Source organism: Caballeronia sp. 11_S32, assembly GCF_056930355.1.
On record NZ_JBXOWH010000003.1, the window covers coordinates 2,270,047 to 2,293,235 of the forward strand.

A 23,189-nucleotide genomic window follows, 5' to 3' on the forward strand; every position below is an offset into this window, starting at 1 on the left:
AAGCATAGCACAGAACCAATCGTCATATGACCGATCGCCGCATGTGCTCTGCCCTCGTCATCCTTTATGCAACAAGGATGTGCGGGCTTTTGTGAGATAAGCAAGAGTCCCTTGCACGGTATCGGAAAACGAAAAAGCCGCCCGAAGGCGGCTTTTGTTTGCACGAAGCGAACCGATGCTTAGTCGGCCGATGCCTCGCGGCTCGCGCGGCGACGCTCGTGCTCCTTCAGGTGACGCTTGCGCAGACGAATGGACTGCGGCGTCACTTCGACGAGCTCGTCATCGTCGATGAACTCGACCGCGTATTCCAGCGACAGCGAGATCGGCGGAACGAGACGCACGGCTTCGTCGGTGCCCGAAGCGCGCACGTTGGTGAGCTGCTTGCCCTTGATCGGGTTCACGACGAGGTCGTTGTCGCGGCTGTGAATGCCGATGATCATGCCTTCGTACAGCGCATCGCCCGGCGACACGAACATGCGGCCGCGATCCTGCAGCTTCCACAGCGCGTACGCGACGGCGGCGCCGTCATCCTGCGAAATCAGCACGCCATTGCGACGTTCGCCGACCGAGCCTTCCTTCACCGGCGCGTAGGAATCGAACGTATGGCTCATCAGGCCCGTGCCGCGCGTGAGCGTGAGGAACTCGCTCTGGAAGCCGATCAGACCGCGCGCCGAAATCTTGTACTCGAGACGCGTGCGGCCACGGCCGTCGGACGTCATGTCGAGCATTTCGCCCTTGCGTCGGCCGAGCTCTTCCATCACGCCGCCCTGATGCCCGTCTTCGATATCGACGGTCAGGTTTTCATACGGCTCGCACTTCACGCCGTCGATTTCCTGCAGCACCACGCGCGGACGCGACACGGCGAGTTCGTAGCCTTCACGGCGCATGTTCTCGACGAGAATCGTCAGGTGCAGTTCACCACGGCCCGAGACTTCGAACGTGGTTTCGTCGCCCGTATCTTTCACGCGCAGCGCGACGTTGTGATTCAGTTCCTTCGTCAGACGATCGCGGATCTGGCGGCTCGTGACGAACTTGCCTTCCTTGCCCGCGAGCGGCGACGAGTTCACGAGGAAGTTCATCGTGAGCGTCGGTTCGTCGACGGTGATCATCGGCAGCGCGTCGGGCTGTTCCGGCGAGCAGATCGTCACGCCGATGCCGATTTCCTCGATGCCGTTGATCAGCACGATATCGCCCGCTTGCGCCTCTTCGACCTGCACGCGCTCGAGGCCATGGAACGACAGCACCTGATTGATCTTGCGATTCAGAATGGCGCCGTCCGGACCCGAACGCACGGCCACCTGCATGCCCGGGCGGATACGGCCGCGCGCGACACGGCCCACACCGATACGGCCCACATACGAGTTGTAGTCGAGCGAGGTGATCTGCAGTTGCAGCGGAGCGTCCGGATCGGCCGGGCGCACGGGAACGTGCTGAAGGATCGCTTCGAACAGCGGGCGCATCGTGCCTTCGCGCGTTTCCGGTTCCAGGCTCGCGTAGCCGTTCAGGCCCGACGCGTACACCACCGGGAAGTCGAGCTGCTCTTCGGTCGCGCCGAGCTTGTCGAACAGATCGAAGGTCTGGTTGATCACCCAGTCGATGCGCGCGCCCGGGCGGTCCACCTTGTTGATCACGACGATCGGCTTGAGACCGAGCGCGAGCGCCTTCTTCGTGACGAAGCGCGTTTGCGGCATCGGGCCTTCGACGGCGTCGACGAGCAGCAGCACGGAATCGACCATCGACAGCACACGCTCCACTTCACCGCCGAAGTCCGCGTGTCCCGGCGTATCGACGATATTGATGTGCGTGCCTTCGTATTCGACGGCGCAGTTCTTGGCCAGGATCGTGATGCCACGTTCCTTTTCGATGTCGTTCGAGTCCATGACCCGTTCGGCGACCTGCTGGTTTTCCCGGAACGTGCCCGACTGACGGAGCAACTGGTCGACGAGCGTGGTCTTGCCGTGGTCGACGTGGGCAATGATGGCGATATTGCGGAGGGCGCGAGTCATATTGAGATGTCTTGGTTGTGCGCCGTCGGAGGAAGCCTCATCTATGAGACTTCATGGCTCGTCAGCCCCTCTTGAACCATCATGCGAAGCATGAGTATGCGGGCCCGGCGCGGTGAGAACCGAAAATTATAGCACGCACGGATGACCTTATCTGGCAATAGGACTCAACCCGTAACGCTCGCCCGCCATCGCTCCCGTCGGCGCGCCGCCCAGAAAGGCGCCGCCGATTGTTAAGCATTTTCAGAAAAGATCCTTGCAGCACCTGTAACGCACCTCTATAATGCTGCCTAGTCAACTATTGCATTCGCACCGTTATTTACAAATGAGCGACGCCCCGAAATCCACGGCGATCGGCGATTACGTGCTGGCCGAGAGTGTCGGCTACCTGATCGGCCGAGTGCGCTCGACCATGTGGAACATGGTCACGCAGCACACGAGTTCCGAACTGAACATCACGGGAACGCAGGCGAGCATCGTCTTCATGCTGGCCGTCGGCAAGTGCGCGACGGCGGCCGACATCGCCCGAGAATACGGCATCGACGCGAGCGCGGTCACGCGTCTCATCGACCGTCTGGAAAAGCGCGGCCTGCTCTCGCGCGTGCGCAGCGAGGAAGACCGGCGCGTCGTGCGCCTCGCGCTCACCGACGAAGGTCAGGCCACCGCCGAGAAGATTCCCGCCATTTTCGCGCGCGTGCTCGATCATCTGCTGACGGGCTTCACGCCGGAGGAAGTGGGCTTCCTGAAGAGCATGCTGAGACGAATTCTCGCGAACTCGTGCGACCCGTCCGTGGCATCGCTGCTCAACTGCAATGATAAGCCTGGTACGTGATTGCAGCGTCAAGCAAATCGGCGCGGCATCGCCTTTCAAGATCATTGCAATGTCCATCTTTAATTCTCATCTCAAGAGACGAGATATGAAACACCTCTCCCTGTCCGCGCAGCGCTTCCCGAGCCGTGCCAAAGGCGCCGCGGCCGCGGTCGCCGCTGCGTTGGCGTTCGCGGGCTGCGCGAACTACTCGGGCATTTCGAGCGACAAGCAGATTGCGTCGCCGAACAATTTCGAGGCGACGCAAAGCGTGCCCGGGCAAGGCGGCCAATGGCCGACGCTCGACTGGGCGAAGCAGTTCGGCGACCCGCAACTGCCGCAGCTGATCGACGAGGCGCTCGCCGGCAACCCGAGCATCGCGCAGGCGCAGGCGCGCATCGCGAAGGCGTCGTCGTATACCGAGACATCGCGCTCGGCGCTCTATCCGAAGGTCAACGGCTCGTATTCGTGGACGCGCGAACTGTATTCGGCCAACGCCCTCTTCCCGCCGCCCTACGGCGGCACCTGGTACAGCGAGAACAACGTGCTCGCGAGCGCATCGTGGGAACTGGATCTCTGGGGCAAGAACCGTTCGCGGCTGAACATGGCGGTGTCGCAGCAGAAGGCCGCCGAGGCGGACATGCAGCAGGCGCGCGTGACGCTCGCGGCGTCGGTTGCGCGCACGTATAACCAGTTCGCGCTGCTCTACGCGCTGCGCGATGTCGCCCAGCGCGAAATCGCGAACCGGCAGGACGTCGGGCGCATCACGAACGGGCGCGTCGCGGCCGGGCTCGACACGAACGTCGAGCGCCGCACGGCGGAAGGCAATGTCGCGACGAGCCAGACGAACTCGACCGAGCTCGACGGCCAGATCGAAGCCGTCCGCTATCAGCTCGCCGCGCTGCTTGGCCAAGGCCCGGACCGCGGTCTCAAGATCGCCAAGCCCGTGATCGACCCGAACGTCAACGTGACGCTGCCCGACAACGTGCCCGCCGATCTCGTCGCGCGCCGCCCGGATATCGTCGCGGCGCGCTGGCAGGTCGAAGCGGCGACGCACAACATCAAGGAAGCGAAGGCCGAATTCTTCCCGGACATCAACCTCGCGGCGGCGTTCGGTTTCGACGCGTTCGGCTGGAGCCGCTTCCTGCAGGCGAGCAGCCGCCAGATCCAGATCGGGCCGGCGGTGCATCTGCCGATCTTCGATGCGGGCGCCCTGCGCGCGCAGTTGAAGGGCCGTTACGCCGATTTCGAAGGCAATGTCGCGAATTACAATCAGACGCTCATCAATGCGATGAACGACGTCGCGACCAATATCTCGGCGATCCGCTCGCTCGACAAACAGATGGCCGACGCGAATCGCGCGCTCACGGCGGCGACGAGCGCCTATCAGCTCGCGGTGATCCGCTACAAGGCGGGCCTCTCGCCGCAACTGCAGGTGCTCAACGCCGACGAGAACCGTCTCGCCAACGAGCAGACCGTGACGAATCTGCGCCTGAAGCGCACCGATCTGCAGATCGCGCTGATCAAATCGCTCGGCGGCGGCTTCGACGCGACGAGCACCAATCTGGCGATCGACGGCAGCGGGCAGCAACAGGCGAGCGCGCAAGCGGCAAATCAGGCCGCGCCGTCGAAATAAGCCGCGCGCAAGAACACGCATCAGACCAAATACGAAATATTCGGAGTCTTTCATGAGCGACCCTCAACAAACCGCCGCCGCGCCCGCGCCGAAACAGAGCAACGGCAAACGCCGCCGGCTGATGACGCTGATCGTGCTCGTCATCATCATCGCCGCCGTCGCGTACGGGCTGTATTACTTCCTGATCGCGCGCTTTCACGAAAGCACCGACGACGCCTATGTGAACGGCAATGTCGTGCAGATCACGCCGCAGGTCGTCGGCACCGTGATCTCGGTGAACGCGGACGACACGCAGACGGTGAAGGCCGGCGACCCGCTCGTCACGCTCGATCCCGCCGACTCCAAAATCGCGCTCGATCAGGCCGAGGCGAATCTCGCGCAGGCTGTGCGCCAGGTGCGAACGTTCTTCGTGAACAACAACCAGTACGAAGCGCAGATCGCATTGCGCCGCTCGGATCTCTCGCGCGCGCAAGACGACCTGAAGCGCCGCATGCAGGTTGCGCAGACGGGCGCGGTGTCGCAGGAAGAAATTTCGCACGCGCGCGACGCGGTCCGCGGCGCGCAGGCCGCGCTCGACGCCGCCGAGCAGGAGCTCGCGTCGAACCGCTCGCTCACGGCCAATACGACGATCGCCGATCACCCGAACGTGCTCGCCGCCGCCGCGAAGGTGCGCGACTCGTACATCAACTACGCGCGCAACACGCTGCCGGCGCCGGTGACGGGTTATGTCGCGAAGCGCTCGGTGCAGGTCGGCCAGCGCGTGTCGCCGGGCAATCCGCTGATGGCCATCGTGCCGCTGAACGCCGTGTGGGTCGACGCGAACTTCAAGGAAGTGCAACTGAAGCACATGCGTATCGGTCAGCCGGTCGAACTGACGGCCGATCTCTACGGCTCGGGCGTCGTGTATCACGGCAAGGTGATCGGTTTCTCCGCGGGTACTGGCTCGGCGTTCTCACTCCTGCCCGCGCAGAACGCGACGGGTAACTGGATCAAGGTCGTGCAGCGCCTGCCGGTGCGTATCGAGCTCGATCCGAAGGAACTGCAGGAGCATCCGCTGCGCATCGGTTTGTCGATGAATGTCGACGTGACGATCAAGAACGAGGAAGGCGGCCAACTCGGCAACGCGCAGAACACGGTCTACCAGACCAACGTGTTCGACAACTACGGCGCGCAGGCCGATCAGGAAATCGCGCGCATCATCCAGCAGAACGCGGGCACGGGCGCGGGCACGCCCGCTCAGAGCTCGTCGTCGGCCACGCGCGGGAAGGCGACGAAGTCGGCATCGACTGCGAAGCTGATGTAAGCGGATTCGCCACATGTCTTCGCAAAACGTCGTTCATCCGCCGCTGTCGGGCGGAAAACTCGTCATCGGGACGATCGCCGTGTCGCTCGCGGTGTTCATGAACGTGCTCGACACGTCGATCGCGAACGTCTCGATTCCGTCGATCTCCGGCGATCTCGGCGTGTCGTCGGATCAGGGCACGTGGGTCATCACGTCATTCGCGGTCGCCAACGCGATCTCGGTGCCGCTCACCGGCTGGCTCACGCAGCGCCTCGGCCAGGTGCGGCTCTTCCTCGGCTCGATCATCCTGTTCGTGATCGCGTCGTGGCTGTGCGGTCTCGCGCCGACGCTGCCCTTCCTGCTCGCCGCGCGCGTGTTTCAGGGCGCGGTCGCCGGCCCGATGATCCCGCTCTCGCAAACGCTCCTGCTCGCGAGCTATCCGCGCGAGAAGGCGCCGATGGCGCTCTCGATGTGGTCGATGACCACGCTCATCGCGCCGGTCGCGGGCCCCGTGCTCGGCGGCTGGATCTCCGACAACATCTCGTGGCCGTGGATCTTCTACGTGAACATCCCGGTGGGCATCGCGGCGGCGATCGCCACGTTCGCGATCTTCCGCGACCGCGATTCCGCCATCCGCAAGGCGCCGATCGACACCGTCGGGCTCACGCTGCTCGTGGTCTGGGTCGGCTCGCTGCAGATCATGCTCGACAAGGGCAAGGATCTCGACTGGTTCAACTCCACGACGATCGTCGTGCTCGCGCTGATCGCGGTGATCTCGTTCGCGTTTTTCATCGTGTGGGAGCTGACGGCCGAGCATCCGGTCGTGGATCTTTCGCTGTTCGAGCTGCGCAATTTCACGGGCGGGACGATCGCGCTGTCGATCGGCTACGGGCTCTACTTCGGCAATCTCGTGCTGCTGCCGCTGTGGCTGCAGACCGATATCGGCTATACCGCGACGAACGCCGGCCTCGTGATGGCGCCCGTCGGCCTCTTCGCGATCCTGCTCTCGCCGCTCACCGGCAAATTCCTGCCGCGCACCGATCCGCGCTATATCGCGACGGCCGCGTTCCTCGTGTTCGCGCTATGTTTCTGGATGCGCTCGCGCTACACGACCGGCGTCGATACGTGGGCGCTCACGGTGCCGACCTTGATCCAGGGCATCGGCATGGCGGGCTTCTTTATTCCGCTCGTGTCGATCACGCTGTCGGGCTTGCCGGGGCATCGGATTCCGGCGGCATCGGGCTTGTCGAACTTCGTGCGGATCATGTGCGGCGGCATCGGCACGTCGATTTTCTCGACGGCGTGGGAGCATCGCTCGATCGTGCATCACGCCCAGCTCGTCGAAGGCGCGAACTCGTATAACCCGGTGTTCGCGAACTCGATACAGCAAATGAACGCGCTCGGCTTCTCGCAAGAGCAAGCGCGAGGCCTGTTCAACAGTATGGCCACGCAGCAGGCCGCGCAGCTCGGCGTGAACGACATGTTCTATATCTCGGCGGGCATTTTCGTCGCGCTGATCGCACTGATCTGGATCACTCGGCCCGAGCGTTCGGGCGGGGGAGATTCGGCGGCGGCGGCATCGGCGGCGCATTGATCGCCTTGCCAGCCTCGATAAAAAAGAGCCCGGTTCAAACATGACCGGGCTCTTTTTCATTGTGCCGTGACGACCAACCGTTCGGGCGCAAGCACGCCTTCTCCCGCACGCGCCACGCCAAGCAATCGGCCACCGTCTTGCGCATAGACGCGCACGCGGCCTTCTTCGAGGCGCGTTTTCACGACATCGGTCAGCTTCAGCCGCTGGCCGTGCAAAAAGCGCTTGGTCGCTTCCTCGTTCAACTGGACCGCCGGGAACGTGGACAAGAGCGCATCGACAGGTTGAAGCCGTTCGTCGCGTTCCGGTTCGCTCAGGCTCGCGAGCTGATCCAGCGTGACCGCGTGTTCGAGCGTCAACGTGCCGACGCCCGTGCGCCGCAGCGCCGTCAGATGCGCGCCGCAACCGAGGGTCTCGCCGATATCTTCCGCCAATGTGCGCACATACGTGCCCTTGCTGCACGTTACGCGGAACGTCACGAGCGGCAGCGCGCACGCGAGCAACTGCAGCGCGTGAATGGTCACCTGGCGGCCTTCGCGCTCGACCGTCTGCCCGGCGCGCGCATACTCGTAGAGCGGCTTGCCGTCGCGCTTGAGCGCCGAATACATCGGCGGGACTTGCACGATGTCGCCGATGAACCGCTTCATCGCTTCGACGACCGCTGCTTCGTCGCACGTGACCTCGCGCGTATCGATGGCTTCGCCTTCGGCATCGCCCGTGGTGGTGCGGATGCCGAGGCGCATCGTCGCTTCATACGTCTTGTCGGCGTCGAGCAGGTCTTGCGAGAACTTCGTCGCCTCGCCGAAGCACAGCGGCAGCAAGCCTGTCGCGAGCGGATCGAGCGTGCCCGTGTGGCCCGCCTTCTTCGCCAGATAAATCCGCTTCGCCTTGATCAGCGCGTCGTTGCTCGAAAGCCCGAGCGGCTTGTCGAGCAGCAGCACGCCGTCGAGTGCGCGGCGCGGAATCTTCGGCCGCGCCTGTTTTTCCGAACCGCTCATCGCTCAGGCGCCTTCCTGATCGTCGTCGGCATCCTTCGCGCGCGTCGCGTTCGCTTCGTCGATCAGGCGCGACATCTCGACGGCCTTCTCGATCGTCTGGTCATAGTGGAAATGCAGCGTCGGCACCGTGTGGATGTGCAGGCGCTTGAAGAGCATATTGTGCAGATGTCCCGCCGCGTGATTGAGACCTTGCTCAGTCTGCTTGGGATCGCCCGTGAGCGTCGTGAAGTAGACCTTCGCGTGCGCGTAGTCGGGCGTGAGCTCGACGCTCTGGATCGTCACGAGTCCCACGCGCGGGTCTTTCATCTCGCGCATGAGTTCCGAAAGATCGCGCTGGATCTGGTCCGCAATCTGCACGTTGCGGTTCGCGGATGTCCGTTTTTTAGCCATGATGTCGTTTCCGTATTTCTTTTCTTGCCGCCTGAAGCAAAAAGGGCGGAGCGAGCCGCCAGGCCCACCCCGCCCTTTTATCAGCGGCTAACGCATTACAGCGTGCGAGCCACTTCCGTCACTTCGAAGACTTCGAACTGGTCGCCTTCGACGATGTCGCTGAAGTTCTTGATCGACATACCGCACTCGAAGCCCTGACGCACTTCCTTGACGTCGTCCTTGAAGCGCTTGAGCGAATCGAGCTCGCCGGTGTGGATCACGACATTGTTGCGAATCACGCGCACCGACGAGGAACGCTTGACCACACCGTCCGTGACCATACAACCCGCGATGAGACCGACCTTCGGCACGCGGATGACCTGACGCACCTCGACCATGCCCGTCACCGTCTCGCGCTTCTCCGGCGCGAGCATGCCGGACATCGCCGCCTTCACCTCATCCACTGCGTCGTAGATGATGTTGTAGTAACGGATGTCGATGCCGTTCGCCTCGGCCACCTTGCGCGCTTGTGCATCCGCACGCGTGTTGAAGCCGATGATGACCGCCTTCGAAGCCGTAGCCAGGTTGACGTCCGATTCGCTGATCGCGCCGACCGCGCTGTGCACGATCTGCACGCGCACTTCGCTGGTCGACAGCTTTTGCAGCGATTGCACCAGCGCTTCCTGCGAGCCCTGCACGTCCGCCTTGACTATGAGCGGCAGGTTCTGCACTTCGCCTTCGCCCATTTGCTCCAGCATGTTCTCGAGCTTCGCGGCCTGTTGCTTGGCCAGCTTGACGTCGCGGAACTTGCCCTGACGGAACAGCGCGATTTCGCGCGCCTTGCGCTCGTCCGGCAACACGATGACTTCCTCGCCCGCCGCCGGCACTTCCGACAGACCCTGGATTTCCACCGGGATCGACGGACCTGCTTCCTTGGTCGGCTTGCCGGTTTCGTCCAGCATGGCGCGGACGCGGCCATAGGCGCTGCCCGCGAGAACCACGTCGCCGCGGTTCAGCGTGCCCGACTGCACGAGGATGGTCGCGACCGGGCCCTTGCCCTTGTCCAGCTTGGCTTCGATCACGAGGCCCTTGGCGGCGGCTTCCACCGGCGCGGTCAGCTCCAGCACTTCGGCTTGCAGCGACACGTTTTCCAGCAGATCGTCAATGCCGCGGCCGGTCTTCGCCGACACTTCGATGAACGGCGAATCGCCGCCGTACTCTTCCGGCACCACGCCTTCCGCGACGAGCTCCTGCTTCACGCGCTCCGGGTTCGCTTCCGGCTTGTCGATCTTGTTGATCGCCACGACGATCGGCACGCCGCCCGCCTTCGCGTGGGCGATTGCTTCCTTCGTCTGCGGCATCACGCCGTCATCGGCCGCAACGACCAGAATGACGATGTCGGTTGCCTTCGCGCCGCGCGCACGCATGGCCGTAAAGGCCTCGTGACCCGGCGTGTCGAGGAAGGTGATGACGCCGCGCGGCGTATCGACGTGATATGCGCCGATATGCTGCGTGATGCCGCCCGCTTCGCCCGCCGCCACTTTCGCGCGACGGATGTAGTCCAGCAGCGAGGTCTTGCCGTGGTCGACGTGACCCATCACGGTGACGACCGGCGGACGCGGCAGCTTCTCTGCCGTGTCTTCGGTGGCTTCGCCTTCGATGAGCAGCGCTTCCGGATCGTCCAGCTTCGCCGCGACCGCGCGATGACCCAGTTCCTCGACGACGATCATCGCGGTTTCCTGGTCCAGCACCTGGTTGATCGTGACCATCTGGCCGAGCTTCATCATCACCTTGATGACTTCCGAAGCCTTCACCGACATCTTGTGCGCGAGGTCCGCGACCGAAATGGTTTCCGGCACGTGCACTTCACGGATGATCGGCTCGGTCGGCGCCTGGAAGGACGTCGCCTGCTCCTGATGCTTGCCGCGACCCTTCGGACCGCCGCGCCAGCCGCGATCGACGCCGCCGCTCGAATCGCCGCGCGTCTTGATGCCACGGCGCTTGGATGCGTCGTCCTGCTGCCAGCCGCCCTTGCCGGCCTTCTTCTTGTCGCCTGCGCCTGCCGGAGCCGTCGATGCGGGCGCCTGTGCGCCGCCGGCAGCCGGCTTCTTCGCCGCTGCGGGACGTGCCGCCTGCGCGCCTTCCGGCTTGGCCGGCTTGTGCAGCGTGCCCTTCGCTTCGGCGGCCTTCGCCGCTTCCGCCGGCTTCGGTGCGGGCGCGGGTTCCGGCGCCTTCACCTGCGCCTTGCGCGGCGTGTTCATCATTTCGCGAATCGCGCGCGCTTCGGCTTCCGCCGCGGCACGACGCTTCGCGATGGCTTCCTGTTCGAGACGCGCCTTTTCAGCGGCTGCCTTCGCTTCTTCTTCCGCCTTCTTCGCGGCTTCGCGCTGCGCGGCACGCTCGCTCGCGGCCTTCTCTTCAGCAGCCTTTTCGGCGGCCTTTGCGGCGGCTTCGCGTTGCGCTTCGTCGTTCTGCTTTGCTTCCTGCTTGGCTTCCGCCGCCGGCTGGGCACGCGCTTCCTGACGCGCAGCCTGAGCCGCGCGCGAGATTTCCGCCGCCTGAGCCGCGGCCGCCGCGCGGCGCGCTGCTTCCTCTTCCTGCTTGCGACGCTCGGCTTCCGCCGCTTCCTCGCGGGCGCGGCGTTCGGCTTCTTCGCGCTCCAGTTGCGCCTGACGCTCCTTCAGCTCGCGCTCTTCGCGCTCGAGCTGCTCGGCGGCATGGCGCGCTTCTTCCTCGCGGCGCTGGAGTTCGGCCTCGTCGACTTCCGGCTCCTCGACATGATTCGCCGCCGGCTCGGGCTGCTCCGCGCCGGTTTCATCGCGCTTCACGAAAACACGCTTCTTGCGCACCTCGACCTGAATGGTGCGAGCTTTACCCGTTGCGTCGGATTGCTTGATTTCCGACGTATGCCGGCGGGTCAAAGTGATCTTGCGCTTGTCGGCGTCGGCGGAACCGTGCGACTTGCGCAAATGATCGAGCAGACGCGCCTTGTCCGTCTCGGACAGGTCGTCGTTCGCGCTCGCTTTCTGGACGCCAGCCGCCTGCAGCTGCTCGAGCAGGACGCCCGCAGGCATTTTGAGTTCCGCGGCAAATTGGGCTACGTTGTTACTCGCCATTCATTCCTCTTGATGCAAGGACCAATCCTTGCGGTTAGATCGGGGTCACGCGGCCAAACAGGCCGCCAAATATCAGTGCGCCATGGTCATTTCTCACTGGAACCAGTGTTCACGTGCTTTCATGATCAACGCCTTAGCGGCATCCTCTTCCATACCGGTCATTTCGACCACTTCATCTACTGCCAGCTCCGCGAGGTCGTCGCGGGTCTGAATCTGGTGCTCCGCGAGCTTCGCCAGAAGCTCGTTGTCCATGCCTTCGAGGCTCTTCAGATCGAGCGCGACGCCTTCCACTTTCTCTTCGTTGGCGATCGCCATCGTAAGCAATGCGTCGCGTGAGCGGTTGCGCAGCTCGTGCACGGTGTCTTCGTCGAAGGCTTCGATTTCGAGCATTTCGTTGAGCGGCACGTAGGCGATTTCTTCGAGGCTCGTGAAGCCTTCGTCGATCAGGATGTCGGCGACTTCCTCGTCCACATCCAGACGCGCCATGAACAGGTCGCGCAACTTGCCACGCTCTTCGTTCTGCTTCAACGCCGACTCGTCCGGCGTCATGATATTGATCTGCCAGCCGGTGAGCTCGCTCGCGAGCCTCACGTTCTGGCCGGCGCGGCCGATGGCGACGGCAAGCTCGTTCTCGTCCACGACGACGTCCATCGAATGCTTTTCTTCATCGACGACGATCGACTGCACGGCTGCCGGCGCGAGGGCGCCGATCACGAACTGCGCGGGGTCTTCCGACCATAGCACGATGTCGACGTTCTCGCCACCGAGCTCGTTGCGCACGGCCTGCACGCGCGAACCGCGGATGCCGACGCAGGTGCCGATCGGGTCGATACGCTTGTCGTAGGCGATCACACCGATTTTCGCACGCACGCCGGGATCGCGCGCGGCCGCCTTGATTTCCAGCAGGCCTTGTTCGATTTCCGGCACTTCGAGCTCGAACAGTTTCATCAGGAATTCGGGCGCGGTGCGCGAAAGCTCGATCTGCGGGCCGCGCGCGGTGCGGTCGACCTTCGCGATGTACGCGCGCACGCGGTCGCCCACGCGCAGGTTTTCCTTCGGAATGAGCTGGTCGCGGCGCAGCAGCGCCTCGACACGGCCCGATTCGACGATGAAGTTGCCCTTGTCCAGGCGCTTCACCGAGCCGGTCATGATCTTTTCGCCGCGCTCGAGGAAGTCGTTCAGGATCTGCTCGCGCTCGGCGTCGCGCACCTTCTGCAGAATGACCTGCTTGGCGGCCTGAGCCCCGATGCGGCCGAATTCGATCGACGGAATCGGCTCTTCGATGAACTCGTCCACCTGCGCGTCGGGCTTTTGCTCCTTCGCTTCGAACAGCAGAATTTCCTGATCCGGCTCTTGCAGGCCGGCCTCGTCCGGCACGACGCGCCAGCGGCGGAAAGTTTCATGCTCGCCGCTCTCACGGTCGATTGCGACGCGGATATCCACGTCTTCCTCGAAGAGCTTCTTCGTTGCGGAAGCAAGCGCAGCTTCAAGCGCTGCGTACACGACGTCCTTGTTGACGTTCTTTTCGCGTGCCAGCGCATCCGCCAGCATCAATACTTCGCGACTCATTGTTTACGGCTCCTAAAGTCAACCTTGGGGACGAGACGTGCGCGGTCGAGGTCCGCGAGCGTGAAATCCAGCATCGCAGCGCCGTCCTTCCCTTCAAATTCCAATCCGATCTTTTCGCCTTCGGGGGCGTGCACGATGCCACGGAACGACTTGCGCCCGTCCAGCGGCTTTTTCAATGTGATAACGGCTTCGCTTCCCGCGAAGCGCTCGAAATCGGCCAGCTTCTTGAGCGGGCGATCGAGCCCCGGCGACGACACTTCGAGCCGGTCGTAGTCGATGTTCTCGACTTCGAGCAAGTATTGGAGCTGACGCGTGACCTTCTCGCAGTCCTCGATGGCGATACCGGCCGGCTGGTCGATATACACACGCAGCATGCCGCCTCCCGAGCGCTCGAGATCGACAAGCTCGTAGCCTAGGCCCGAGACCGTGGTTTCTATCAATTCCGTCAGTTGCACAGTAACTCCAAGGTGTTCGCGCGCTCCACGCCGAAACACCTGCGGGCGAGCGCCTTCATGCGGGCGCGCACCCCTGCTCCCGAGATGCCGAACCGAAAAGCCAAAAAAAAATGGGCGCAACGCCCATCTTTTTCAACCGAGGTCGCACCCAGGCAGCGAAGAAAAACTACGTGCCCAGCGACTTCATGATTTTAGCCATTTTTCAGGATAAACGCAAACGTAACGCGCCCTTTCGGGCCCGTTGCGGCTACTTTCGCGTCGATTCGTATCGGCCGCGCTGAAAAAGCGCAGCGTGCGCTTTTCGTCACCGGAAGCGGCCGGGGCATCGCTACATTGCCCGATCGCGCTTCGCGGTGGCGAATTTGCATTTTCTTTACGCTTTGCGCATCAGCGGCCGCGCGAGCGATTGCGCGCGCCCCGGGCGGCACCGGCCTTGCCCTGCCCCGCGCCCTGCTGCGCACCGCCCTGGCGATTGCCGCCACGCTGCGGATTGCCGCCCGCGGCGCGCTTGCCCGCACCGCCCGCGCCCTGCGGCCCGCCTTGCGGGCGAGCGCCGCGCGGAGCCGGCCGGCCGCCGGTTGCACGATTGCCGTTCGGCTCGTTGCCAATACGGTTGCCGTTCGGCTCTCGGCCCCCGCGACGGCCCGTGCCGCCCGCGTTGCCCGCACCTGTATTGCCGCCGAAGCCGCCCGCGCCGCCGAGCCCGAAGGCACCGGGCATACCGCCCGCCTGACCGCGTCGTCCACCGCGTCCAGGCGTCTGCTGGGTCATGCGCGAATGCGAACTCAGCACTGGCTCGCGCGTGATGAAACCCATTGATGTCTGCATCGGATCGGGCTGCACGCGCGGCGTGGCACTACGGCCGCCCTTCTCGGCCGTCGGCAGCTTCAGTCCGACCGACGCCATCAGGCTGCGCACCTGATTGTCCTCGAGTTCCTCCCATCGGCCGCGCTTGAGGCCGCGCGGCAGCGCGATCGGACCGTGACGCGTGCGGATCAGGCGGCTGACCATGAGACCCGCCGCCTCGAACATGCGGCGCACTTCGCGATTACGGCCTTCCGCCAGCGCGACGTGATACCAATGGTTGGTGCCTTCGCCGCCGCCGTCCTGGATGCGCAGGAAGTTCGCGGGGCCGTCGTCGAGTTCGACGCCCTTCAGGAGCTTCTGCTTCATCGCTTCCGACAACTGGCCGACGACGCGCACCGCGTATTCACGCTCGACGCTGTAGCGCGGATGCATGAAGCGGTTCGCCAGATCGCCCGAGGTCGTGAGCAGCAGCAGGCCTTCGGTGTTGAAGTCGAGACGGCCGACCGCGAGCCACTTGGCCGTTTTCATCGACGGCAGCTTGTCGAACACGGACGGACGGCCTTCCGGGTCCGCGTGGCTGACGATCTCGCCCGTCGGCTTGTGATAGAGCAGAATGCGCGGCGGCTTGCTCGCAAGCTTGCGCTTGACCGGCTTGCCGTTGATGCGTACCTGGTCGGTCGGCATGATGCGCTGCCCGATGTGCGCGGGCTCGCCGTTCACCGATACGCGGCCGGCGATGATCAGTTCTTCCATGTCGCGGCGCGAGCCCATGCCCGCATCGGCGAGCACCTTGTGCAGCTTCGGCGCGTCCTCGTCCGGCTCCAGCACGCGCTTTTGCTGCGGGGCGTTGCGGCCGCGGCGAAGCATCGGTGCACGCACACCGGCGGCGCCGTTGTCGGCGTCGAAGGCCGGCGAGGTGACATAGGCGAAGACATCGTCGACGGCGGCAGCGGCCGCGCTCTCGACCGTCGCGGGCCCTGCGTCGTTGCGTTTGCCGCGCTTTTGCTGCGGCGGGTTCTTGCGCCGGCCGCCTTCGCGCGGCGCGGTCGCGGCGGCCTGAGCGGCCGCTTCGTCGGTCGCTGCCTCGGCACCGACTTCGGCGGCTTCGCCGGCTTCGGCGCGCGCATTCTTGCGGCCTCGCGGACTCGCCCCTTCGCTCTTGCGCGGTTTCGCGGCCGGGTCCTTGCGCGGTGTGCGCACCTGCGCGACGACGACGCCGTCCGGCGGCGTCTCGTTCACGGCGCCCGGCGCGCCCGGAGCGCCTTCCGCGCCCTTGGTCTTCGCGACAGCGCGACGCCGTGCGATCAGGCTGCGCGGCCCGCGGCGCAGTCCGCGGCGCGGACGGTCATCGCCCTCGCCGCCCTCGTCGGCGCGGTCGGTGCGCGTGCTTTCGCCGGCGTCGGCCGACTCAGGTGCGTCCGCGGCGTGCACAGGGCGCGCGGATTCAGGCGAATCGCTGTCGTGGGAGTGTGTCAAAACAACCTCAAATGTCGAATCGCGCGCCCGTCGCGGGCGCGTCTAAAAATCCGCTGATCGGTCCGGCTGGTCGTCTCGAAATGATCTTTATGGAGAGCCGATTGCCCGATCAGGGGCCATGCAATTTGCGTCAGGCGCGGCGCGCCTTCGGTTCTTCGGAGTCGTCGCCCAGTTCGTCGTCGTTCGATGGACTCGCGTTTTCTTCCTCTTCACGCGGCATCGGCACCTGCGCGGTGCTCAACGGCTGCGCGTGAAACCCGGCGGGCGATGCGACGCGCTCTGCTTGCGCGTGCACATGTTCCGTTCCGAGCCTTTCCTGCTGTTCTTCTGTCTGCTCTTGCTCCGCCGAAACGCCGGCCGCGCTCTCATCGCCGCCGGATGCTTCGGTTTGCGCCTGTTCGGCCGCCTCAATGCCGTTGACCGGTGCGGCGATATTGCGTTCCCCGTCGCCCGGCGCTTCCGATGCTTCCAGTACCTGGGCGACGGCCGGCTGCGCGTCACCGGCCACGCTGTCGGGAAATTCGATCGAATGCTGCGCGAGCAGCGACGCCTCGAGTTGCGCCGACGGATTGTCCAGCGCGGGCAACTCGTCGAGCGCGGTCAGGCCGAGGTCGTCGAGGAACTGCTTGGTCGTCGCGTACAGCGCGGGGCGGCCCGGCACGTCGCGATGACCGATCACCTCGATCCAGCCACGGTCCTCCAGTTGCTTCACGACCTGCGTGTTCACCGTCACGCCGCGAATCTCTTCGATGTCGCCCCGCGTAACCGGCTGCCGATAAGCAATGATCGCCAGCGTTTCGAGCACGGCCCGCGAATATCTGGGCGGTTTCTCCGGGTGCAGCCGATCGAGATAGATCCGCATCGCCGGCTTGCTTTGGAAGCGCCAACCCGAGGCGAGCGCCACCAGTTCCACGCCGCGCCCCGACCAGTCGGCCTTGAGCGCTTCGAGCAACGTGCGAACGGTGTCCGCCGAGATGTCGTCGGCGAACAGCTTGCGCAATTCATTCAGCCTCAGCGGTTCCTGCGCGCAAATCAAAGCAGTCTCGAGGACGATCTTCGCCTCTTGGGTATTCATGCAGCTTGGGTCAACCCTGTATGGTCAATGATTCAATTCAAATCGGGCTTGCGCAGGACCGAACGCTACCAAAATGGTGCGAACGATAAAGCTGGACGCGGAATTTCAAGACGCGCTCGCCCGATTGTAATCGGTCATATTGATTGGGAGCACGCACCGGGGAGAGGCGAAATTGGGCGATCGGTGAGCGAATCGCCGGGCCATCCCAGCCGGACGAGGTGGCGCTTTCCTAGGCGAAAGCGCGTGACTGAGCGCCATATTACGCAAAAAGAACCGGGGCGTAAAGGTGATCGCTTCATCCTCCCCTGGACTCACTCGACGCCGGCGCCTGGCGACCGGCGTCCGTCGGCACCACTCAGGCGACGCCGCGCGCCGCCAGGAAACGCTGCAAACGCTCGACGCCCGCATCGAGACGCGCCGGATCGCACGCATAGCACCAGCGCACGAAACCTTCGCCTTCCGCGCCGAACGCGCTGCCCGGCGCGAGCCCGAGGCCGGCATCGCGCACGAGCGACTTGCACAGTTCGAGGCTATTGGCCGCACCGGGCAGCGAGAAGAACAGATACATCGCGCCATCGGGCGCGCGCACGTCGACGCCTTCGATCGTCTGCAAGGCTTTCACCAGATGATCGCGGCTCGCGCGCAGATCGGCGACGAGCGTCTGCGCGAAGCGCTCGCCCTCTTCCACCGCGACGACGCCCGCCTGCTGCACGAACGACGGCGCGCACGACGTGTTGTACTCGACGAGCTTGCCGAGATCGTCCATCAACTGTGTCGGCGCGACGAGCCAGCCGAGCCGCCAGCCGGTCATGAGCCACGCCTTCGAGAACGAATTGACCGCGATCACGCGCTCGTCGCGCGTGGCGAGATCGAGGAATGACGGTGCGACGCGCGCGCCATCGCCGTAGTACAGGCGCTCGTAGACTTCGTCCGCGACGATCCAGATGCCGTGACGGCGGCAGTGTTCCAGCACGATGCGCTGCTGATCGCGCGTCATCGTCCAGCCGGTCGGATTGTTCGGCGAGTTGATCATCAGCATGCGCGTGCCGGGCGTGAGCGCGGCCAGCAGGCGCTCGAGATCGAGCGTCCAGCCGCGCGGGCCGTAGCTCAGCGAAACCGTCTCGACGCTCGCGCCGAGAATCTTCGGAATCTCGACGAGGTTCGGCCAGAGCGGCGTCACGGCGACGACGCGATCGCCCGCGCCGACGACGAGCTGCGCCGCGAGCATCAGCGCGTTCACGCCGGCGCTGGTCACCGCGATGTGGCCGGGCGTCGTCGCGCCGTGCAGCGCGCTCACGTAGCGGCCAAGGGACTCCCGCAGCGGCGCGATGCCGAGATTGTGCGTGTAGAACGTGGCGCCGTCGGCGAGCGCGCGGCTCGCGGCGTCGCGAATGAACTGCGGCGTCACGCGATCCGACTCGCCGAACCAGAACGGCAGCACGTCGGCGACGCCGAAGCCCGCGTTCGCCACCTCGCGGATCTGCGAGGGCCTCAACGCCCGCACGGCGTCGCGCGCATTCGGCGCGCCGGATCCGTGCGCGCCCGCCAGTTGACTCAGCTCGCTGACCACCGCCCCTTCGGATTCACTCATCCTGCGCCCCGTCGTCTTGTCTTAAAAAAGGAAGTCTAACGCGCGCGCCGCCAATCCGAGACGGCAAGCAAGGTCAGACGAGGTCTTCCGCACGCTGCGGCAGCGACGCAATCAGCGACCAGACCGATTCCGCCGCCGGCGACAGCGAGCGATCGCGCCGCCGCACGAGTTCCACGGTCCGTTCGGCGCGCGGCTCGAGCGGCAGCGCGACGAGCGACGAATCCGCCGGCAGCGGCAGCGCGAGCCACGGCAGCACGCTCACGCCCACGCCGGCCTCGACGAGGCCGAACACGGTGGCAGAGTGGCCGAGCTCCTGCACCACCTGCGCTTCGACGCCATGCTCCTGCATCACGGCATCGATGATCGGCCGGCTGCCGGACGCCTGGTCGAGCATCACGAGCCGCTCGCCGGCGAGCGCTTCCCACGGCACCGCGGCTTCACGCCCGAGCGCATGGTCGCGCCGCGCGACGAGACAGAACGAGTCGGTCATCACCGGCTCGCCATGCAGTTCATCCGACGAAAACGGGCCGATCACCACGCCGAAATCGACCTCTCCGGACTTCACCTTGCGCACGACATCGGACTGCACATCGTCGCGCAGGCTCAGCGTGATCAGCGGAAACTGCCGCATGCAGGCCGCGATCACGCGCGGCATCAGCCGGCACGCGACGGTCGGGCTCGCCGCCACGGTCACGCGCCCCCTGCGCTGCTGCCCGAGATCGCGCACTTCGCGCAGCGCTTCGTCGAGGTCCGCCAGGAGGCGGGACACGGTGCCGACGAGATTCACACCCACATCGGTCAACTGGACTTCGCGCGTCGTCCGGTCGATCAGCTTGAGGCCGATCTCGCCTTCCAGCTCGCGCACGCAGCGGCTCACCGCCGATTGCGTGAGGCCGATCTCATCGCCCGCGCGGCTGAAGCTGCGCAACCTCGATACTTCGATGAAGACGCGCAGTTGCCGCAACGTCACGTTCAATGGCGCAGTCATTCAAAATGCTCATCAATATGCTTGTTTCATGCGCGATTATAGCTTCCATTGAACTGATCTGATGCGCGAACGTACGTTTCGCTGCGGTGCAGCAATTTACTGAAACGCACGCCAGATGGGCCTATTGCACAGGATTGGTGATTGTCCCGATTTCTTAATCAGTCCGATTCGGGTCTGATACGGGCCATGCTGGCATCGCGTCAGCCTACTGCCACGCGGGTCTCCCGGATTTCATGACACGCATGGCACGGTTCTCGCATTTCATTGCGCACAGAGGTCGGAGCCATACGCGGTTACATCGAACATCGTCCGCCGCATCTGCTCCGGCCTGTCCCTGGTATTCGTTCTTCGGATTCCGACCAGAGTGCGCGGCGCGGGGCAGCGCACCGGGGTTAGCTTCGCTGAGGTGAGATATGGTGCTGTTCGACGACTTAAGAGATAACGAGTGGGCCTTGGTTGAGGCGTTGTTTTGTTCCGAGCCGGCGCGTAGCGAGCGGCGCGGCCGTCCGCGCGTCGAAGCGCGGGCCGTGGTGAACGCGGTGTTATGGGTGCTGTCGACGGGCGAAGGCTGGTCGAAGCTGCCGGGACGCTATCCGTCGCCGCCGACCTGCCGTCGCCGCTTCGACGAATGGCAGGCGGACGGCACGCTGGCCGAGATCGTGAAGCGCCTGTCCAGCAACGGACGCGAGGTGTCGTTGCGCGGGCGCATCGGTTCGAGCGCCGCGAAGCCGCCTGCGCCGCCGAGCCGCGATCGTCTGCGCGGCGCATTCTGGACGAACCCGGAATCGTGGCGCGCGCCGGCCAAGATGGCCTGAGCTTGTTCGCATCGAAGGGAAGCCGGCTCGACGGCTTCCTGCAGGACATTTCCGCTCTCGCGCAGGCTATGGCTTGCGCGAACCTCCCTCCCTTCCAGACTCGTCGTGCTTGCCAACCGGCAGCGGATCATTTGTCGCGCGCTCGATCTGCGTGCGTTACGTCGTAACACGGACACGCGCCGTGCTTCGCCGACGAAACAACTCTTTACCATTCCTTACAGCGCTTTGACGCCTCGAAGCATAGCTTGGTGAATGATCGAACAAGCCTCATGAAGGCTTCGAGGATTTCATCATGAAGGCATCGACTCTGCTCGTTCATGGCGCCTTCGTCGCGCTGACGAGCACCGCGGCGATGAGCCAGGCCCAACCTCCGCCTCCGTCATCCGATTTCCATGTGAGCACGAAGGCATCGATGGCCGCACCGCAGAATGCCGGAAACAATCGAGAGGCGGCACCGCCGGCGCCGCGTGGCGACTTGCGCGGCGATATCGCGAGCAATGTGCGCGCGCCGCGTCCCGATTCGGAGCGCGCGGCACGCCAGCAGCATCATTGACGCTCGCTCGCGGCCATATTGCATTAGCGTGGAACCACTCCGGCGCGCATCAGTCACAGCCTATGCCATGAGCACAGCGTGGCAACAGTGAGATCCGGTCTGCCCGTATCCTTCGTGATACGGGCATTTTTTTGACTGCAGGAACGTGTCGGACTCTTTCATCCGACGACAGCGCTCCCTCGACCCATTCGTCGACCGTCGACCGCGTCTGGGCGTGCCCGGCAGTCCTAGACTCGCGCCTCCAGAACCGCTTCCTGACCACCGAACGTGTAACGCTCAGCGCGGCGCAAATCCCAGTCGCTGGAGCGTTCGTCGCGTGAGAGCCGCGAGAATTCATGTTTGCCGCGGTCAGTCACCACGGCGATATCGACCGGTGCATGGAATCCGGGCGCGGGCGCCACGGTGCGCTGTCGGGCGAGTTCGAGCAATCCGAGCGCGCGCAGGAGATCGAAAACGTTGGGGCGTTTGGCCCAGGGAACCTGACGGTACTGCGCTCGGCGAAGTGCTTCGAGTACAACTTCGTTGGAATACGTGGTCATCTCGTTCTTTCTTCCTGTGCAGCCATGACGACGCTCGTGACAGTCGCAAGACGGTCCGCGACGTCGACTAAACGCGACGCGCCGAATTTCGTCTGCGAAGCGAACTGAGTGAATCGCAGTCGAATGTTTGGCCGCCGCTTGCGTTAGGTGCTGCTTTCTATTACAAGCCCCCGTTGAGAGCGCGCTAATCACGCGCTTTGCTGCGACTCCGCCGATGCGTTCCAAAGCACGCGATGACGGAACGAATTGTCCTAAAACCAATACGTTACCCCAATCAAATTGGTTCTATTCACTTTATTGCTGCTTTTTTTTGCATTATTCGCGCTATGGCGACGCCGTCGCGCGCAGATTGCGATTGTCATGCTGGCGCTCGCATGGGCCGTCGGCGCGGGCTGGTTTGCGAATCCGCTGCTCGATCTCGCCCAGCGCGGCTATGGCCACACCGGGACGCCCGCCTTCGCGCCCAGAACGACGATCGTTCTGATGGGCGGCGGGACAGCCCGAAGCAGCTCGGGACTCGTGCCGAAGTCCGATGCGGCGCCGCGCATCCCGGCCGCAGCGGCGCTTTATCGACAGTGCCGCGCAACCGGCGCATCGTGCACGGTGATTCTGAGCGGCGGCGATCCGCAGCACCACGGGCAGGCCGAAGCCGACAACTACGCGCCATACGTGCTCGCGCAAGGTGTCGCTCCGGACGATCTCGTGCGCGAAAACAAGAGCCTCAACACGTATCAGAACGCGCGCAACGTAGCCGGTATTCTGGGCCCCGCACATGACAATCGTTTGATCATTGTCACATCCGCGTATCACATGCGGCGCTCCCTGCGCGCCTTCGAAGCCTTCGGCTATGCGCCTGTGCCTTATGTGTCGGACGTGCGCCACATTCGCGCGACGATCTTTCCGCGCATCCGGGGCTTCGTGAACAGCGAACTCGCGCTGCACGAACTCGTGGGACTCGCGCGCTTCGACGTTTATCGCTGGCTGCATCTTTATTGACCCGGGAGTCGCTTGACCATGAGTCGATGCTAAGCACTCGCAAATAATTCGCCAGTGACATTTGGTCATACTGGCGCACAGCCGACACACCACCGTCCGATTCCGGGCTTATGATTCGAATTGACCGACCATCAACCGCGCGAGGTTCGCGGCTGACGGCTCGCGAAGCAGCGGGAGCGATTTTTGCTCACGCTGATAGGGTGGTTTCACCGGATCGGACAGGCGATTCCCGGGTTCAAATACTACTAGGAGGTAACAATGAAGAAAGTGTCCCTGGCTGTTCTGTTGTCCCTCAGCGCGGTCGCATCGGGCGCGTACGCCCAGAGCGATCAAGGCGTGACGATGAGCACCGATCCCGCGAAGATCGCTGACATCGAATCGCGCGCGCAAAACCTGCAGACGCAGCAGGCCAACATGCAGAGCACGCCCGCACAGCCTTCACACAAGTCGTCGCATCACAAGAAATCGCACAGCAAGCCGATGTCCGGCTCGAGCCAGTAAGGCCGGCTTTCTGCGACAGAT

The 23,189-nt window shown here is 64.2% G+C and carries 19 protein-coding genes; 8 read left to right on the forward strand and 11 right to left on the reverse strand.

Translation table 11 applies throughout. The features are described from left to right. Nucleotides 1–179 precede the first annotated feature (179 nt). Entirely contained in the window at nucleotides 180–2,006 is a 1,827-nt protein-coding gene (gene typA / locus AC1Z32_RS22235) for a translational GTPase TypA (RefSeq protein ID WP_483480600.1), read from the reverse strand. A 322-nt stretch (nucleotides 2,007–2,328) separates the two neighbouring features. On the opposite strand from typA, the gene AC1Z32_RS22240 reads away from it, so the two are divergent. From AC1Z32_RS22240 to AC1Z32_RS22255, 4 genes are all read left to right on the forward strand, one after another. Beyond that, entirely contained in the window at nucleotides 2,329–2,835 is a 507-nt protein-coding gene (locus AC1Z32_RS22240; protein ID WP_483480601.1) for a MarR family winged helix-turn-helix transcriptional regulator, read from the forward strand. 85 nt (nucleotides 2,836–2,920) lie between these two features. Then, the gene (locus tag AC1Z32_RS22245; RefSeq protein ID WP_483480602.1) at nucleotides 2,921–4,447 is read left to right on the forward strand and encodes an efflux transporter outer membrane subunit; all 1,527 of its coding nucleotides are present in this window, start codon (nucleotides 2,921–2,923) and stop codon (nucleotides 4,445–4,447) included. Between the two features lie 52 nt (nucleotides 4,448–4,499). Beyond that, nucleotides 4,500–5,750, forward strand: a complete 1,251-nt coding sequence (locus AC1Z32_RS22250) for an EmrA/EmrK family multidrug efflux transporter periplasmic adaptor subunit (protein WP_483480603.1) — start codon at nucleotides 4,500–4,502, stop codon at nucleotides 5,748–5,750. A 13-nt stretch (nucleotides 5,751–5,763) separates the two neighbouring features. Further along, nucleotides 5,764–7,323, forward strand: a complete 1,560-nt coding sequence (locus AC1Z32_RS22255; RefSeq protein WP_483480604.1) for a DHA2 family efflux MFS transporter permease subunit — start codon at nucleotides 5,764–5,766, stop codon at nucleotides 7,321–7,323. Between the two features lie 56 nt (nucleotides 7,324–7,379). On the opposite strand, the gene truB is transcribed toward AC1Z32_RS22255, so the two are convergent. The 9 genes from truB to AC1Z32_RS22300 form a co-directional block, all read right to left on the reverse strand. Then, nucleotides 7,380–8,318, reverse strand: coding sequence for a tRNA pseudouridine(55) synthase TruB (gene truB, locus AC1Z32_RS22260; protein WP_483480605.1), 939 nt, complete (start codon nucleotides 8,316–8,318; stop codon nucleotides 7,380–7,382). 3 nt (nucleotides 8,319–8,321) lie between these two features. Beyond that, nucleotides 8,322–8,708, reverse strand: a complete 387-nt coding sequence (gene rbfA / locus AC1Z32_RS22265; RefSeq protein WP_483480606.1) for a 30S ribosome-binding factor RbfA — start codon at nucleotides 8,706–8,708, stop codon at nucleotides 8,322–8,324. Nucleotides 8,709–8,803: 95 nt separating this feature from the next. Next, a complete protein-coding gene (gene infB / locus AC1Z32_RS22270) occupies nucleotides 8,804–11,803 on the reverse strand; it encodes a translation initiation factor IF-2 (protein ID WP_483480607.1) in 3,000 nt (999 codons plus the stop codon). Between the two features lie 93 nt (nucleotides 11,804–11,896). Next, a complete protein-coding gene (gene nusA, locus AC1Z32_RS22275; protein ID WP_483480608.1) occupies nucleotides 11,897–13,372 on the reverse strand; it encodes a transcription termination factor NusA in 1,476 nt (491 codons plus the stop codon). Next, nucleotides 13,369–13,827: a ribosome maturation factor RimP gene (rimP, locus tag AC1Z32_RS22280; RefSeq protein WP_483480609.1), complete on the reverse strand. Its 459-nt coding sequence runs from the start codon at nucleotides 13,825–13,827 to the stop codon at nucleotides 13,369–13,371. The genes nusA and rimP overlap by 4 nt, the downstream gene beginning before the upstream one ends. A 387-nt stretch (nucleotides 13,828–14,214) precedes the next feature. Continuing rightward, entirely contained in the window at nucleotides 14,215–16,110 is a 1,896-nt protein-coding gene (gene rluB / locus AC1Z32_RS22285) for a 23S rRNA pseudouridine(2605) synthase RluB (protein WP_483480611.1), read from the reverse strand. Nucleotides 16,111–16,240: 130 nt separating this feature from the next. Next, nucleotides 16,241–17,185: an SMC-Scp complex subunit ScpB gene (gene scpB, locus AC1Z32_RS22290; protein WP_483480613.1), complete on the reverse strand. Its 945-nt coding sequence runs from the start codon at nucleotides 17,183–17,185 to the stop codon at nucleotides 16,241–16,243. 355 nt (nucleotides 17,186–17,540) lie between these two features. Beyond that, a complete protein-coding gene (locus AC1Z32_RS22295) occupies nucleotides 17,541–18,776 on the reverse strand; it encodes a pyridoxal phosphate-dependent aminotransferase (RefSeq protein ID WP_483480615.1) in 1,236 nt (411 codons plus the stop codon). 73 nt (nucleotides 18,777–18,849) lie between these two features. Then, on the reverse strand, nucleotides 18,850–19,752 hold the full coding sequence (locus AC1Z32_RS22300; protein ID WP_483481716.1) for a LysR substrate-binding domain-containing protein: 903 nt from the start codon (nucleotides 19,750–19,752) through the stop codon (nucleotides 18,850–18,852). Nucleotides 19,753–20,177: 425 nt separating this feature from the next. Between AC1Z32_RS22300 and AC1Z32_RS22305 the strand changes: the two genes are divergently transcribed. After that, the gene (locus tag AC1Z32_RS22305; protein WP_008349224.1) at nucleotides 20,178–20,579 is read left to right on the forward strand and encodes a transposase; all 402 of its coding nucleotides are present in this window, start codon (nucleotides 20,178–20,180) and stop codon (nucleotides 20,577–20,579) included. A gap of 292 nt (nucleotides 20,580–20,871) precedes the next feature. Continuing rightward, nucleotides 20,872–21,132 (forward strand): hypothetical protein, encoded by a 261-nt coding sequence (locus AC1Z32_RS22310; RefSeq protein WP_483480617.1) that lies wholly within the window; start codon nucleotides 20,872–20,874, stop codon nucleotides 21,130–21,132. A 227-nt stretch (nucleotides 21,133–21,359) separates the two neighbouring features. Here AC1Z32_RS22310 and AC1Z32_RS22315 read toward each other — a convergent pair whose 3' ends face one another. Beyond that, nucleotides 21,360–21,671 (reverse strand): hypothetical protein, encoded by a 312-nt coding sequence (locus tag AC1Z32_RS22315; protein ID WP_483480619.1) that lies wholly within the window; start codon nucleotides 21,669–21,671, stop codon nucleotides 21,360–21,362. Between the two features lie 360 nt (nucleotides 21,672–22,031). On the opposite strand from AC1Z32_RS22315, the gene AC1Z32_RS22320 reads away from it, so the two are divergent. Together AC1Z32_RS22320 and AC1Z32_RS22325 are read left to right on the forward strand one after the other, a co-directional pair. Then, nucleotides 22,032–22,667, forward strand: coding sequence for a YdcF family protein (locus tag AC1Z32_RS22320; protein WP_483480621.1), 636 nt, complete (start codon nucleotides 22,032–22,034; stop codon nucleotides 22,665–22,667). Nucleotides 22,668–22,925: 258 nt separating this feature from the next. Then, a complete protein-coding gene (locus tag AC1Z32_RS22325) occupies nucleotides 22,926–23,168 on the forward strand; it encodes a hypothetical protein (RefSeq protein WP_483480623.1) in 243 nt (80 codons plus the stop codon). Nucleotides 23,169–23,189: the final 21 nt, after the last annotated feature.